We start from the raw sequence: 14243 nt of genomic DNA on the forward strand, positions 1-14243 counted from the left end.
TTAACAAGTGGACAATACTGATAGATTTAACATAGAAAATTTAGGGGCGCCCCAATATAGGTCGCCCCTAAAACTTAGTACCGTAGAAGGAGACCAAATATTCAATTTTGTAAGCGAATCGAATAGGTTGATCTTTGACCTGTCCATGGAACATTACAATCAATGTTTGACTGATGGCGTGCAGCCGGTTTGTTTGGAAAAGGCCGGACCCAGACAAGACATTTTTTTCGATGCCGAAAACGCCACAGCAGCCATTGTAACCTGTGGTGGGTTGTGCCCGGGCATAAACAACGTGATCCGGGGATTGGTTATGGCCCTACATTATTTTTATGGAGTGAAAAAAATTCTGGGCGTGCCGTATGGGTACGAAGGCCTAAATCCCGAAAAAGGACATAAGCTCACGGAATTGACCCCGGATAAGGTTAAGGACATCCATCAATTTGGGGGTACATTTTTAGGTTCATCTAGGGGTGGGCAAGACGTTTCCGTTATGGTGGACACCTTGGAGGCCAACCAAATAGATATGCTCTTTGCCATTGGGGGAGACGGTACCCTGAAAGGTGTAAACGCGCTGGGCGAGGAAATCTCCAAAAGAAACGCTAAAATAAGCGTGGTCGGGATTCCCAAGACCATAGACAATGATATAGACCTTATCGACGAATCTTTTGGTTTTGAAACCGCTTTTGATGTGGCCAGTCCCATTTTACGAGATGCCCACAACGAAGCAACCGGGGCCTATAACGGAATATCCATTATTAAATTAATGGGAAGGGATAGTGGTTTTATTGCTGCTTCGGCAGCCTTGGCCATGCCCGTGGTAAACTTTGTACTGGTGCCAGAAATGGATTTTAAACTCGATGGTGAGGGAGGTTTCCTCAAAGTTTTGGAAAAACGCTTGCAGAAAAAAAAGCACGCTGTAATTGTTGTCGCCGAAGGAGCCGGGCAACAGCTCTTTACGGAGAAGACCATTGTAAAGGATGCCTCCGGAAACATACAGCATGAGGATATCGGTGTTTTCCTAAAAGAAAAAATTACAGAGTATTTTAAAGATAAAATCCCGGTTACCATAAAATACATAGACCCAAGTTATATTGTTCGGTGTGCACCGGCCAACTCCAGCGATAGCGTTTTTTGCAGTCGATTGGCCTACCATGCAGTACATGGCGCAATGGCCGGTAAAACCAAGTTTGTTGCCAGTAGGGTAAATAACAATTATGTTTACGTGCCCATATCCGAAGTAACCAAGAAAAGAAAAAAGATAGACTTGGAAGGTGAGTTCTGGTTTTCCGTACTACAAAGTACTGGACAACCTTTCTCTATGTGATAAATTGATGGTTCTTAAACTGACAATTGTCATTAAATTTTATGCATAGTAATACTAGATTTGAATATAATCAAAACAATAATCATGGAAGTACATGTTCAATATCAAAAAATGATGACTAGTGAATCATTGACCGAATTGTTAATGAAAAAACTAGAGAGTTTGGAAAATAAATATAACTGGTTGATCAAGGCCAACGTACTTTTTAAAACAGAGAACGATAAATCCGGAGAGGGTAAAATTTGTGAAATTGAACTGAGTGCCCCAGGCCCTAGAATTTTTGCCAAATCGGATACCGATGATTTTGAAAAGTCCATGTCCAAGACAATCGAGGATTTAAGAAGGCAACTTGAGAAAAGACAAGCTACGTTTTCTACCCATTAATTTAACAGAGAGATCAATACTGTGCGTTAATCCATAAATCCAATATGATGAAATTAAAAATCGTAGTCATAAGCATGTTGCTCCTTTTGGGATGCTCCTCTACCAGGTTGGTCTCGACCTGGAAAAATCCCGATATAGTATTATTTGATGCGTACCAGGTGCTCGTTGTGGGGATGATACAGGACGACAGTGCCCGAATGGAGTACGAAACCAAGTTTGTGGAGGTGCTCAAAGAAAAAGGAGTGGACGCCGTGCGCAGTATTGATCTTTTTGATGTAGAGTTTACATCTGTCAAAAGAACCGAAAAGGAATTGGAAGAGGTGGAACAACAATTGTTGGACAAAGGATTCGATGCCATTTTGGTGAGCAAAGTGGTGGGTACCGAAAATAGAAGAACATTTAAAGAGCATATTAACGATGTGGACAAAATGTTCATGAGGTTTACCAATGATTATCTGGAACACCAAGAAATATATTATGATCCCGAATATTACGAGACATTCAACATTTATCATTCGGAGACATCGCTCTACTGTATCTGCGTAGGAAAGGAAATAGAGTTGATTTGGAGGGGAGAAGTGGATGTAACCGAGCCTGCCAACGTCAACAAAGCCATAGATACCTACATAAAAGTGGTTACAAAATCAATGGGAGAACACGATGTAATTTTTTAGGAAGATAGACCGATTGCTTCCAGTACGCCCAGCATATCCAAAAGAATCAAAACGGGAATGGATATTAATATCACGATCAAAACAAAAACCATGATTCGCAAAAAGCCCACCATGAGTTTGTTCCCTATGCTAATTTCATTTGCCATAATAGTGTAATTTCCTTCAATTTACGGAAATATTTGCGCATTTACTATAGATGTTGGTGCACTATTCGACTAACGGACAGCTTTTTAGTATATACTGTTAACCGATCAATCCGTCTCTTTTTGTTTTTTACTGAGAAGTTTGGCCAAATCTTCCAGCGTTATCCCTTTGGTTTCCGGCATCATAAAAATTACCCATAATAATTGCAGGACCATCATAAAGGCGAAGAAGATAAAGATCGGCCACGGGTTTTCTTTAAAAATACCTATTTCTGCATCCAAAAAAGTAGGGGTGAGCAAAGTGATCAATGCCGCAAAAACCCAATGGGTACTCGTACCCCAGGACTGTCCGTAGGAACGGACCTTATTGGGGAAAATCTCCGAGATAAATACCCATACCACCGCACCCTGACCAACAGCATGGGAAGCAATAAACACCAAGATAAAAGTAAGCAGCAATACCGAACTTGCTCCGGAATAAAAACACCAGCCAACCATGGCCAAACTTATAATATAGCCGATGGAACCTATATACATGAGTTGCTTTCTGCCGAGTTTATCAATTAAAGAAATACCCACAAAAGTGAAAATCAAATTGATCACCCCAATGGAAATGGAACTAAAGAGTGACTCGCCGGAAGCCAATCCGGCACGCTCCAATATTTCGGGGGCGTAATACAAAACAAAATTGATGCCCGAGAGTTGATTAAAAAATGCAATCAAAAAAGCCAATACCAGGGGACGGTTATATTTTCCCGAGAATAAACTGTCGCTCTTTTTTTCCTTGGTCTCGTATATGGCGATTTTTATCTCTTCCAAATATACGGTTGCCTTTTCCTGGGCTGTTCCCAAAAGAACAATGGACTCTTTAACAATGGCATCACTACGGTTTTTAAGCAACAGCCATCGTGGACTATTGGGTATGTTGAACACCATAAGGGTATAGATAAGGGCAGGAAGTCCTTCTATGCCTAACATCCAGCGCCAGGCAATATTCTCGTCAAAGAGTATTCCGATCAGATAGTTGGAGATAAAAGCGACCAAAATGCCAAAAACAATATTAAATTGGTACATGGCCGTTAATCTGCCCCTGGTCTGGGGAGTAGAAATTTCCGAAATGTAAACTGGAGCGGCCACGGAAGAGGCGCCAACCCCAATGCCACCAATAAACCTAAAAACCGAAAAAGTGTAAGCTTCTGGAGCAAATGCAGAGCCAATAGCCGAAACAAAGTAGAGCACGCCGATCCAGAACAAGGTTTTCTTGCGGCCCAAAAGATCCGTGGGCAACCCTCCAAAAAGTGCACCCAATACCGTTCCCCAAAGCGCCATGGACATGATAAATATACCGTGGAAGGTAAAAATGGAATCTCCCAAGAACCAATTGGTGTCCCAGATTTCTTTAATGGGTTGGTTGGCACCGGAAATAACAACAGTATCAAAACCAAACAAAAATCCCGCGAGGGCCGCGGTCAATGAAATTCTAAAAATACGCTTGTCCATGGAGAATGACTTTCGCTAAAGCTAACCAAAATTTAAATATTCTAAAGTTGCTCCATAATCAAATCGGTGGCGCCCTTGTTGGATTTTATGTAATCGGAGTTGATGGCACCTATGCTTTTTATGGTATTTGGGTCGTTGATCAGATCATCCATCAAACTAAAAAAACTGTTTTTGTCGACAATGGGAACAATGCCTCCTGCAAAAACAAGATCTTCTGCTTCTTTGAACCCCTTATATCGTGGTCCGATTATTATAGGCACGCCAAAAACAGCAGGCTCCATGGTGTTGTGCAATCCTGTGGCAAAGCCACCCCCTACATAGGCAATATTGGCGTAGCTGTAAATTTTGGTCAATAAGCCGATTGTGTCCACGATAAGCACATCGAACTCCGTTAGATCTGTATTCCCCAATTCCGAGTAAAGCACAGTTTTTTTGGTAAGGGCGGAGATGATTTTGTCCACATGTGGTTTTTTTATTTCGTGTGGTGCAACCACAAATTTTACTTGCCCCTGTGTCTCGTTAATGTATTCGATCAGGATTTCCTCATCTTCGGGCCATGTGCTACCGGCCACTACGCATAATTCGTTCGCCTTAAAGCGATCCATAAAACCCAGCCGATTGTCCCGCTTCAAAATTTCCGAAACCCGATCCAATCGCGTGTCACCACTAATGGTTGAATTTGGAAAGCCAATGGCGGTCAATAGTTTTTTTGAATTCTCATCCTGCACAAAAAAGTGTTCGAACTTGCCCAAACTTTTCCGCATAAACCCACCGTAGGGTTTAAAATAGATCTGTCGTTTGGAAAAGATCGCCGAAATCAAATAAACAGGAATGTTTTTGTTGTGTAAATGGAACAGGTAATTGGGCCATACTTCATACTTTACAAAAATGGCAAATTCTGGATGAATTAGGTTCAGGAATCGTTTTGCATTGGCATTGGTGTCCATTGGTAAATAAACAACCACATCGGCAACTGTTGTATTTTTCTTTATTTCATATCCGGAAGGGGAAAAAAAAGTGAGGACAATTTGGTGCTCGGGATATTTTGTTCTCAATTTTTCCAAAATCGGCAACCCTTGTTCAAATTCGCCAAGGGAGGCAACGTGCATCCAGATAGATTTTTTTTTAAGGTCAAGACACTTCTCCAAAATGGAAAAGGTCTTTTTTCTGCCCTGTACAAATAATTTGATCTTTTTATTAAAAAGGGCGATCGGTTGAAGAACAAGCCAAGTTGTATACACCAGAATGTTGTAAAAGAAACGCAAAGGCACCATTTTTTGCTAAAATACATTCTTTCGCTTAGGTAGCATTATGGCATCTTAATTTCTTAATTTTGACATATCAATTTACGTAGGATGAAAAAAATTCAAATGGTTGACCTAAAAGGTCAATATGAAGGTATAAAGACCGAGGTCAACGAAGCCATAGCAGAAATCTTGGAATCCTCTGCATTTATAAACGGACCCCATGTGCAGGCTTTCCAGAGCGAGTTGGAAGAGTATTTGGGGGTTAGGCACGTAATCCCATGTGCCAACGGAACAGATGCGCTTCAAATATGTATGATGGGTCTTGGGTTAGAGCCAGGCGATGAGGTGATTACCGCGGATTTTACTTTTGCGGCCACAGTGGAGGTAATCGGGTTGTTGCAATTGACTCCTGTTTTGGTAGATGTTGATTTGGATACCTTCAACATAAATATTGGGGCCATTGAAAAAGCCATAACTCCAAAAACCAAAGCCATAGTGCCTGTGCATTTGTTCGGTCAATGTGCCAATATGGACGAAATTATGGAGTTGGCCCAAAAACATAATTTGTATGTAATAGAAGATAATGCGCAAGCAATCGGAGGTTCATATTATTCGAAAGATGGTTCCAAACAAAAAGCAGGGACCATTGGGCATGTTGGGGCAACTTCTTTCTTCCCTTCAAAAAACTTGGGCTGTTATGGCGACGGTGGGGCTATTTTTACCAACAACGATGAACTGGCACATATCATTCGAGGTATTGTGAACCATGGAATGTACAAACGGTATTACCACGATGTGGTCGGGGTAAATTCAAGACTGGATTCCATACAGGCGGCAGTTTTAAGGGCCAAACTGCCTAAATTGGATCATTACAACCAAAAGCGCTGGGAGGCAGCAGCAAAATACTCCAAGGCATTCGCAGGACAGGAACACATAGTGGTTCCAAAAATTTCGTGCGGCTGTGAAATCCAAAAAAGTGTATGCGATTGCCATGTGTTCCATCAGTACACGTTGCGGATAACCAATGGCAAACGAGATGGTCTGGTACAACATTTAAACGATAACAGCGTTCCATGTGGTGTATATTACCCAGTTCCACTACATAGGCAAAAAGCCTATCTGGATGAGCGATATAAGGAAAACGATTTCCCTGTAACCAATCAATTGGTGAACGAGGTGATTTCCCTTCCTATGCATACCGAACTGGATGATGAGCAAATTGATTTTATTGCCAAATTGGTCATTGACTTCGTAAATTCATAAAATGAAAATACTTGTGACCGGTGGTTTGGGATTTATTGGTTCCCACACCGTAGTGGAATTACAAAATGAAGGGTTTGAAGTGGTTGTTGTGGACAATCTTTCCAATTCATCGTTGGATGTTTTGGACGGTATTGAGGCCATCACCGACAAACGTCCCATTTTTGAAGAATTCGATCTTCGCGAAAAACCAAAAGTGGAATCCTTCTTTCAAAAATATCAGGATGTTGCAGGTGTAATACATTTTGCAGCATCCAAAGCAGTAGGAGAGAGCGTGGAAAAACCCTTGTTGTATTACGAGAACAATCTTGGGGTCTTGGTCTACATACTTCAAGAATTAAAGAAAAAGCAGCGTGCCAATTTTATATTTAGCAGCTCGTGCACCGTTTACGGTCAGGCAGACCAAATGCCAATAACCGAAGCGGCCCCGGTAAAACCAGCCGAATCACCGTACGGCAATACAAAACAGGTAGGGGAGGAAATCATTAAAGATAGTTGTAAGGTCAATCCGCAGTTAAAAGCTATTGCATTGCGGTACTTTAACCCGATCGGAGCCCATCCGTCCGGTAAAATAGGGGAGCTGCCCATAGGAGTACCTCAAAATTTAGTACCTTTTATTACACAGACCGGTATGGGGCTGCGAGAACAACTTTCTGTATTTGGAGACGACTATCCTACGGAAGACGGAACCTGTATAAGGGATTATATCCATGTAGTGGACTTGGCAAAGGCCCACGTAGCTGCATTGCAACGTTTGTTAAAGGATAAAAACGAAGCTAACTATGAAGTTTTTAATTTAGGTACTGGCAAAGGAAGTTCGGTTTTGGAAGTTATCCGGAGCTTTGAACGAGTTTCCGGACAAAAATTAAATTATAAGATAGTGGATAGACGTCCTGGCGATGTTGTCCAAGCATATGCGGATACTACAAAAGCAAATAAAGTTTTGGGTTGGAAAGCCATATCCACTCTGGATGAAGCTATGGAATCTGCATGGGAATGGGAAAAAAACGTTAGAAGTAGGTAAACGGAAATCCCAAAGCATAATTTTTCACGTACATCATGTATGTTCCCTAAATACAATAACAGTTTAGAGTTGCTGGAAGGTGTTTGTAAAGAAGACCTGTACCCGAAATTGTTGCAACAGCTAAAAAAGGATTTTGATTTGGCCAATGTGCCAATCAATATTCCCGTGGATATAACCCCTAAAGAGCTCAAGAGTACCATACATGAAAAGGTATATTACCTGATCGTCGAAAAATTTCCCGACTATCTCAATTTGTTGTATGTAGTGGATATACCAGAAAACCAAGTCAAGAATATAGATGCAACCGATGCGGTCGATATCTCTGCTGAGGTATCTTTTTTATTGTTGAAGAGGGAGTGGCAAAAGGTTTGGTACAAGACCAAGTACAGTAGTTGATCTTCAAAAATCGTAAATCCCATCGAAACAAGAGTGCAATTTTAAGTTGACGCAATTTTTTCCGACCTAACCAAGGGTTCAGTATATATTATTTTCAGTTTCGGTACGTAAATCTTTCTAAAAATTTCATTTTTATCGCTATCATGACCAATCTGTAATATAGTTGTAAATTTGAATAAGAAATTAAATGGATTGCAAGCATATAAATGCTAAAACCCGTATTTTTGACTAAAATTTTCCATAAATATTTGGAGAAACATAAGGAATGGACAAATATTCTTTTTTAAACGCTGCGCATACTTCATTTTTTGCGGAGCAATACGATAGATATCTAACGAATCCCGATAGTGTAGAGCCCAGTTGGAGGGCTTTTTTTCAAGGATTTGATTTTGGTTTGGAAAACGCCGCCGAAGATTTGGGGGTGGAATCCGAAAAAGGTGGAATGGTCGTGCTTGCCAATGGAAGGAAAGTCGAGATGCCCGAAACCTTGCAAAAGGAGTTCCAGGTTATTCGCTTGATCGATGGTTATCGCTCTCGCGGACATCTTTTTACCAAAACAAACCCGGTAAGGGAAAGAAGAAAATATGAGCCAACTTTGGAATTGTCCAATTTTGGACTTTCACAGGAAGACTTGGGTACCGTTTTCGATGCCGGAAAAATTTTGGGCATAGGGCCATCGTCTCTAAAGAACATAATTGCCCATTTGGAGAGCATTTATTGCGATGCGATCGGTGTGGAGTATATGTACATCCGAACCCCTGAACGTATTCAATGGATCCAGGATTGGTTGAACAAGAACGACAATCACCCCAATTTTACACCAGAAGAAAAGAAAAACATACTTAGAAAACTCAACGAGGCAGTTTCTTTCGAAAGCTTTTTGCACACCAAGTATGTTGGGCAGAAACGGTTTTCGCTGGAAGGTGGAGAATCTTTGATCCCCGCTTTGGACGTAATCGTGGAAAAAGCTGCAGACCAGGGCGTAAAACAGTTTGTCGTAGGCATGGCCCATAGAGGGCGCTTGAACGTTTTGACCAACATTTTCGGAAAATCGCCCAAAGATATCTTCAGCGAGTTCGACGGTAAGGACTACGAAGAAACCATATTCGATGGCGATGTAAAGTATCACTTGGGTTGGACCTCTACGCGGGAAACCGATTCAGGGAAAATAGTGAACATGAACATTGCCCCGAACCCATCACACTTGGAAACCGTTAACTCCATCGTGGAGGGAATCTCAAGGGCAAAACAAGACCGTGACCACGGAGATAATATATCTGAAGTATTACCGATTTTAATTCACGGAGATGCCGCATTCGCTGGACAGGGCGTCGTGTACGAAGTAATCCAAATGGCGCGGTTGGACGGTTATACCACAGGAGGTACCATCCACATTGTAGTGAACAACCAGATCGGGTTTACCACCAATTATTTGGATGCAAGGTCCTCTACCTACTGTACCGATGTGGGTAAAGTGACCCTGTCGCCCGTATTGCATGTAAATGCCGATGATGCAGAAGCGGTAGTGCATGCCACAACATTTGCCCTAGAGTATAGAATGCGTTACAAACGCGATATTTTCTTGGATTTATTGGGGTACAGAAAATATGGGCACAACGAAGGCGACGAACCAAAATTTACCCAGCCCTTATTGTACAAATCCATTTCCAAACACGATAATCCTAGAGATATCTATGCTGCCAAATTGATAGCGGAGGGTATCATCGATGAGAATTATGTGAAGGATTTGGAGGAGAAATATAAAAACGATCTCGAAGAAGATCTTTTGGACTCCCGTAAAATTGAAAAAACCAGGATAACACCTTTTATGCAAGATGAGTGGGAAGGCTTTGAGCAAGTTACCGAAGAGGTAATGCTAAAACCTATGGATACCACATATGATCTTAAAAAGATGGATCAGATTGCACAGAGCATCACAAAGCTTCCAGAAGATAAAAAGTTCCTAAGGAAATTGGTTCGACTGGTAGAAGGTCGTCATAAAATGTATTTTGAGGACAACAAACTCGATTGGGCCATGGGCGAACTATTGGCCTATGGATCATTACTGGAAGAAGGGTACGATGTAAGGATGACAGGTCAAGATGTCGAGAGGGGAACCTTTTCCCATAGGCATGCTGTCATCAAAACAGAAATGCACGAGGAGGAAGTGGTCTTGCTGAACGAGATGGGCGAAAACCAAAACGGAAAGTTCCATATCTATAATTCGCTGCTATCGGAATACGCCGTGATGGGGTTCGATTATGGTTACGCTATGGCAAGTCCAAAAACGTTGACCATTTGGGAAGCCCAGTTTGGTGACTTCAGTAACGGGGCCCAAATCATTATTGATCAATATTTGTCTTCTGCAGAAGATAAATGGAAGTTGCAGAATGGATTGGTACTGTTGTTACCGCACGGTTACGAAGGACAAGGTGCCGAGCACTCGTCTGCCCGTATGGAAAGATACCTGCAATTGTGTGCCAAGGACAACATGTTCGTGGCGGATGTAACCACACCCGCCAACCTGTTCCACTTGTTCCGTAGACAAATGAAAGCCAATTTCCGCAAACCTTTGGTGGTATTTACCCCAAAGAGCTTGCTAAGACATCCAAAAGTAATGTCCACCAAAGAAGAAATGGCCAATGGAAGTTTTCAAATGGTCATTGATGATGCCGAAGCAAAAGCGGCCAAAGTAAAAAGCTTGGTATTTTGTACCGGTAAATTTTACTATGATCTTTTGGAGAAAAAAGAGGAACTTGGTCGCGATGATGTAGCTTTGGTAAGGGTGGAACAATTGTTCCCGTTGCCGGCGAAGCAAATGCGGGCCATAATCAAAAAGTACAAGAACGCCGACGATATTGTTTGGGCACAGGAAGAGCCAAGAAATATGGGTGCCTGGAGCCATATGTTAATGCATTTGGACGAGGCCAAACAATTTAGGGTGGCATCACGTAGGTTTTACGGTGCGCCGGCAGCAGGTAGTGCAGTTCGTTCCAAGAGACGACATGCCCAAGTATTGGACTATGTGTTCGATAAGAGTAAGGACAATATGTTAATAAGATAATTCAAGTATAAACTATAATAGAATGGTTTTAGAAATGAAAGTTCCCTCACCAGGGGAATCCATTACAGAGGTAGAAATCGCCGAGTGGTTGGTAGAGGATGGAGACTATGTGGAGAAGGACCAGGCCATAGCCGAGGTAGATTCGGACAAGGCAACATTGGAGCTTCCTGCAGAGGAGAGCGGAATTATTACCCTAAAAGCTGAGGTAGGCGATGCCGTAGCGGTAGGTGAGGTCGTTTGCCTTATCGATACCAGTGCGGAAAAACCAGAAGGCGCAGGGGCATCGACCAAAAAAGAAGAGCCGAAGAAAGAAGAACCAAAAAAGGAGGCTGCCAAAGCAGAGGAACCCAAGAAAGATACATATGCTTCTGGAACCCCCTCTCCAGCGGCCAAAAAAATATTGGACGAAAAAGGAATCGAGCCATCATCTGTTTCCGGTAGTGGAAGAGATGGCCGCATCACAAAAGACGATGCGGTAAAAGCCAAGGCCTCCATGGGTACGCCAACAGGTGGAAGCCGTGGGGAAAGCCGTTCCAAGTTGTCCATGTTGCGCAGAAAAGTTGCCGAACGTTTGGTAGCTGCCAAAAATGAGACTGCCATGTTGACTACCTTTAATGAGGTGGATATGTCGGCAATCTTCGAACTGCGAAAGCAATACAAAGAAGAATTCAAGGAGAAACATGGGGTTAGTCTTGGGTTTATGTCTTTCTTTACCAAGGCCGTTATCCGTGCATTGCAAATGTATCCTGCGGTAAACTCCATGATCGATGGAAAAGAAATGATCTCTTACGATTTCTGCGATATCAGCATAGCGGTTTCGGGGCCAAAAGGGTTGATGGTTCCGGTAATCAGAAATGCAGAAAATCTTACGTTCCGTGGTGTTGAATCCGAAGTTAAACGTCTGGCGATAAGAGCAAGGGAAGGGGAGATTACAGTAGACGAGATGACAGGAGGTACCTTTACCATTACCAATGGAGGTGTTTTTGGTTCCATGTTGTCTACCCCGATCATTAATCCTCCGCAGAGTGCCATTTTAGGAATGCACAATATTGTGGAACGTGCCATTGTTAGGGATGGTGCCATTGCCATAGCCCCGGTTATGTATGTAGCACTTTCTTACGACCATAGGATTATCGATGGAAAAGAATCCGTTGGTTTCTTGGTTGCGGTAAAAGAAGCGTTGGAAAGCCCGGAAGAATTATTGATGGACGGCAACGTGAAAAAAGCGTTGGAACTATAATATAAAGAGAGTCAAGTGCCCTGAGTATAGTCGAAGGGCCTTGTATTGCTCGAACTTGCAAATGCCTTTACTTTTTTAAGTAGAGGCATTTTTTGTTGTAATCGATTATGGCCTTGCCTTTTTTAAGAATGTCCGCACCGATAATTCCGTCTACGGGCAATGCATTATGTGCAAGCAGTGCATGGTTCACATGTGAAAGATCGAACACAACTACCTTCTGTTTTTTCTTTGTCCACTCTCCGATCTGTATTTTGTTGCTGGAGGATATCAAAGTTTCCATTTCTGTGGCCCCGGCTCCCGCTGCCTTAATATCGGTAGCTTCCGAAATCATTTCAAAAAACTCGATTTTATCCATTCCAACACAAGTGTTGGAGGCGCCGGTATCCAAAATAAATTTGCCTGTAATACCATTAATGCTGGCCGTAAGCTCAAAATGATCGGTTTGCGTAAATGTCAAGGGGATTTTAATATAATCTTTAGATCTCAGGAATTTTTTAAGTGATGTCATATTATTATATGAGGGAGTGTTGAACCTTGAACGATCAAAACATCTTTTAATATAATCGTAAACAAAGTTTTTGGACGTCTAAGATAAACCTATTTTTGTGTTATGGTTTGTTTTAACAGCAACAAGGTCGTCCTTTCGGTTTTTGCCATGTATTTGTTGGTCTCATGTGATTTCAACAAAAAGGAAATCGATAAGGAGACTATAGCAAAAGCTTACATCCATGGATTGAATACCTCCAACTATGATCAAGTGGTAGGTTTGTTTTTGGACAGTGTTCGGTTCAACGAAATGGATTACAGGAGAACTTTTTCCAAACAAGGGTACAGAGATCTGTTCCAGTGGGATTCTGTATTTAGGCCAAAGTATGCCATTTTGGAAATAAAAGATAAGGATAACGAACTCCATTTAAAGGTTTCCAAAAAGTGTGACCGCATACTCTTTTTGCAGAATAAACCATTTGTCACACATGAGGTCATGAAGATTGAAGAAGGCAAAATACAAAGTATTGATGTAGTGGAATATTTGGATTTTAATGATGACCTGTGGGTAAGAAATAGAGAACAATTGGTCAACTGGGTCAGTGAGCACCATCCCGAATTGGATGGGTTTATCTATGATCAAACCAAAGTAGGTGCACAAAACTTCACAAAAGCAATGGAATTATACGGCAACAGGAACAATGTTGCGGCAGAGCAAGAAAATAGCAGTAAATGATCATAACAGATACGCATACCCATTTATATAGCGAAGCCTTTGAGGAGGATAGGGCGGAAATGATACAGAGGGCTTTCGATCAAGGAGTGCAAAGGTTTTTTGTACCGGCAATAGATTCTACCTATATAAAATCCATGCTGGATTTGGAAGCCGGTTATCCCGAGAATGTTTTTCTGATGATGGGATTGCACCCGACCCATGTAAAGGAAAACTATAAGGCGGAATTGGCCATTGTGGAGGAATGGCTGGCAAAACGAAAGTTTTACGCCGTAGGAGAAATTGGAGTGGACCTATATTGGGACAAAACCTTTTTGAAAGAACAACAAGAGGCATTTGCGCATCAGATCCGACTGGCAAAAAAATATCAATTGCCAATAGTAATACATTGTCGTGATGCCTTTGATGAGGTCTTTGAAGTGCTGGAGCAAGAAAAAGGAGAAGGGCTTTTTGGTATTTTTCATTGTTTTACCGGAACCATGGAACAGGCTCAAAAAGCCATTTCCTATAATATGAAGTTGGGCATCGGTGGGGTGGTTACGTTTAAAAACGGGAAGATTGACCAGTTTTTGCACAATGTTGGACTGGAGCATATTGTTTTGGAAACCGATGCTCCCTATTTGGCACCCACCCCATATCGTGGCAAACGGAACGAGAGTTCCTATATTGTAAATATATTGCAAAAACTATCCTCCATTTATGGAATGCCGGAGGAAGAAATTGCCGAGATTACGACTAAGAACTCCAAAGACATATTCGGAATCTGAC

Annotated in this window: 14 protein-coding genes; 10 read left to right on the plus strand and 4 right to left on the minus strand. The window is 41.9% G+C overall.

The window, feature by feature from the left end; all coding sequences use genetic code 11:
• Positions 1-7 precede the first annotated feature (7 nt).
• The 3 genes from MJO53_RS09460 to MJO53_RS09470 all read left to right on the plus strand — a co-directional run bounded on the left by MJO53_RS09460 (position 8) and on the right by MJO53_RS09470 (position 2382).
• Entirely contained in the window at positions 8-1324 is a 1317-nt protein-coding gene (locus MJO53_RS09460; RefSeq protein ID WP_252078904.1) for an ATP-dependent 6-phosphofructokinase, read from the plus strand.
• Between the two features lie 84 nt (positions 1325-1408).
• Positions 1409-1708 (plus strand): HPF/RaiA family ribosome-associated protein, encoded by a 300-nt coding sequence (locus MJO53_RS09465; RefSeq protein ID WP_224835539.1) that lies wholly within the window; start codon positions 1409-1411, stop codon positions 1706-1708.
• Positions 1709-1752: 44 nt separating this feature from the next.
• Positions 1753-2382, plus strand: a complete 630-nt coding sequence (locus MJO53_RS09470) for a hypothetical protein (protein WP_252078905.1) — start codon at positions 1753-1755, stop codon at positions 2380-2382.
• Here MJO53_RS09470 and MJO53_RS09475 read toward each other — a convergent pair.
• The 3 genes from MJO53_RS09475 to MJO53_RS09485 form a co-directional block, all read right to left on the minus strand.
• Positions 2379-2528, minus strand: a complete 150-nt coding sequence (locus MJO53_RS09475; protein WP_224835537.1) for a hypothetical protein — start codon at positions 2526-2528, stop codon at positions 2379-2381. The genes MJO53_RS09470 and MJO53_RS09475 overlap by 4 nt on opposite strands.
• A 105-nt stretch (positions 2529-2633) precedes the next feature.
• On the minus strand, positions 2634-4025 hold the full coding sequence (locus MJO53_RS09480) for a sugar porter family MFS transporter (protein WP_252078906.1): 1392 nt from the start codon (positions 4023-4025) through the stop codon (positions 2634-2636).
• A 41-nt stretch (positions 4026-4066) separates the two neighbouring features.
• The gene (locus MJO53_RS09485; RefSeq protein WP_420485532.1) at positions 4067-5290 is read right to left on the minus strand and encodes a 3-deoxy-D-manno-octulosonic acid transferase; all 1224 of its coding nucleotides are present in this window, start codon (positions 5288-5290) and stop codon (positions 4067-4069) included.
• A gap of 90 nt (positions 5291-5380) precedes the next feature.
• Between MJO53_RS09485 and MJO53_RS09490 the strand changes: the two genes are divergently transcribed.
• The 5 genes from MJO53_RS09490 (at position 5381) to odhB (ending at position 12256) form a co-directional block, all read left to right on the plus strand.
• Entirely contained in the window at positions 5381-6535 is a 1155-nt protein-coding gene (locus MJO53_RS09490; RefSeq protein WP_252078908.1) for a DegT/DnrJ/EryC1/StrS family aminotransferase, read from the plus strand.
• Between the two features lies 1 nt (position 6536).
• A complete protein-coding gene (gene galE, locus MJO53_RS09495; RefSeq protein ID WP_252078909.1) occupies positions 6537-7556 on the plus strand; it encodes a UDP-glucose 4-epimerase GalE in 1020 nt (339 codons plus the stop codon).
• A gap of 39 nt (positions 7557-7595) precedes the next feature.
• Positions 7596-7952: a hypothetical protein gene (locus MJO53_RS09500; protein WP_252078910.1), complete on the plus strand. Its 357-nt coding sequence runs from the start codon at positions 7596-7598 to the stop codon at positions 7950-7952.
• Positions 7953-8217: 265 nt separating this feature from the next.
• Positions 8218-11016 (plus strand): 2-oxoglutarate dehydrogenase E1 component, encoded by a 2799-nt coding sequence (locus MJO53_RS09505; RefSeq protein ID WP_252078911.1) that lies wholly within the window; start codon positions 8218-8220, stop codon positions 11014-11016.
• Between the two features lie 22 nt (positions 11017-11038).
• Positions 11039-12256: a 2-oxoglutarate dehydrogenase complex dihydrolipoyllysine-residue succinyltransferase gene (gene odhB / locus MJO53_RS09510; RefSeq protein WP_252078912.1), complete on the plus strand. Its 1218-nt coding sequence runs from the start codon at positions 11039-11041 to the stop codon at positions 12254-12256.
• Between the two features lie 67 nt (positions 12257-12323).
• On the opposite strand, the gene MJO53_RS09515 is transcribed toward odhB, so the two are convergent.
• Positions 12324-12764, minus strand: a complete 441-nt coding sequence (locus tag MJO53_RS09515) for a retropepsin-like aspartic protease (RefSeq protein WP_252078913.1) — start codon at positions 12762-12764, stop codon at positions 12324-12326.
• 102 nt (positions 12765-12866) lie between these two features.
• On the opposite strand from MJO53_RS09515, the gene MJO53_RS09520 reads away from it, so the two are divergent.
• Entirely contained in the window at positions 12867-13478 is a 612-nt protein-coding gene (locus tag MJO53_RS09520) for a hypothetical protein (protein WP_224835528.1), read from the plus strand.
• Positions 13475-14242: a TatD family hydrolase gene (locus tag MJO53_RS09525; RefSeq protein ID WP_252078914.1), complete on the plus strand. Its 768-nt coding sequence runs from the start codon at positions 13475-13477 to the stop codon at positions 14240-14242. The genes MJO53_RS09520 and MJO53_RS09525 overlap by 4 nt, the downstream gene beginning before the upstream one ends.
• Position 14243 lies beyond the last annotated feature (1 nt).

Origin of the sequence: Flagellimonas marinaquae, assembly GCF_023716465.1 — a bacterium.
Classification (GTDB): Bacteria; Bacteroidota; Bacteroidia; order Flavobacteriales; family Flavobacteriaceae; genus Flagellimonas; species Flagellimonas alginolytica.

Excerpts from the sequence above, each read along its gene's own strand:
- MJO53_RS09465 (WP_224835539.1), top strand. The coding sequence starts at position 1,409 with ATGGAAGTACATGTTCAATATCAAAAAATGATGACTAGTGAATCATTG.
- MJO53_RS09470 (WP_252078905.1), top strand. The coding sequence starts at position 1,753 with ATGATGAAATTAAAAATCGTAGTCATAAGCATGTTGCTCCTTTTGGGA.
- MJO53_RS09475 (WP_224835537.1), bottom strand. The coding sequence starts at position 2,528 with ATGGCAAATGAAATTAGCATAGGGAACAAACTCATGGTGGGCTTTTTG.
- MJO53_RS09480 (WP_252078906.1), bottom strand. The coding sequence starts at position 4,025 with ATGGACAAGCGTATTTTTAGAATTTCATTGACCGCGGCCCTCGCGGGA.
- MJO53_RS09490 (WP_252078908.1), top strand. The coding sequence starts at position 5,381 with ATGAAAAAAATTCAAATGGTTGACCTAAAAGGTCAATATGAAGGTATA.
- galE (WP_252078909.1), top strand. The coding sequence starts at position 6,537 with ATGAAAATACTTGTGACCGGTGGTTTGGGATTTATTGGTTCCCACACC.
- MJO53_RS09500 (WP_252078910.1), top strand. The coding sequence starts at position 7,596 with ATGTTCCCTAAATACAATAACAGTTTAGAGTTGCTGGAAGGTGTTTGT.
- MJO53_RS09505 (WP_252078911.1), top strand. The coding sequence starts at position 8,218 with ATGGACAAATATTCTTTTTTAAACGCTGCGCATACTTCATTTTTTGCG.
- odhB (WP_252078912.1), top strand. The coding sequence starts at position 11,039 with ATGGTTTTAGAAATGAAAGTTCCCTCACCAGGGGAATCCATTACAGAG.
- MJO53_RS09515 (WP_252078913.1), bottom strand. The coding sequence starts at position 12,764 with ATGACATCACTTAAAAAATTCCTGAGATCTAAAGATTATATTAAAATC.
- MJO53_RS09520 (WP_224835528.1), top strand. The coding sequence starts at position 12,867 with ATGGTTTGTTTTAACAGCAACAAGGTCGTCCTTTCGGTTTTTGCCATG.
- MJO53_RS09525 (WP_252078914.1), top strand. The coding sequence starts at position 13,475 with ATGATCATAACAGATACGCATACCCATTTATATAGCGAAGCCTTTGAG.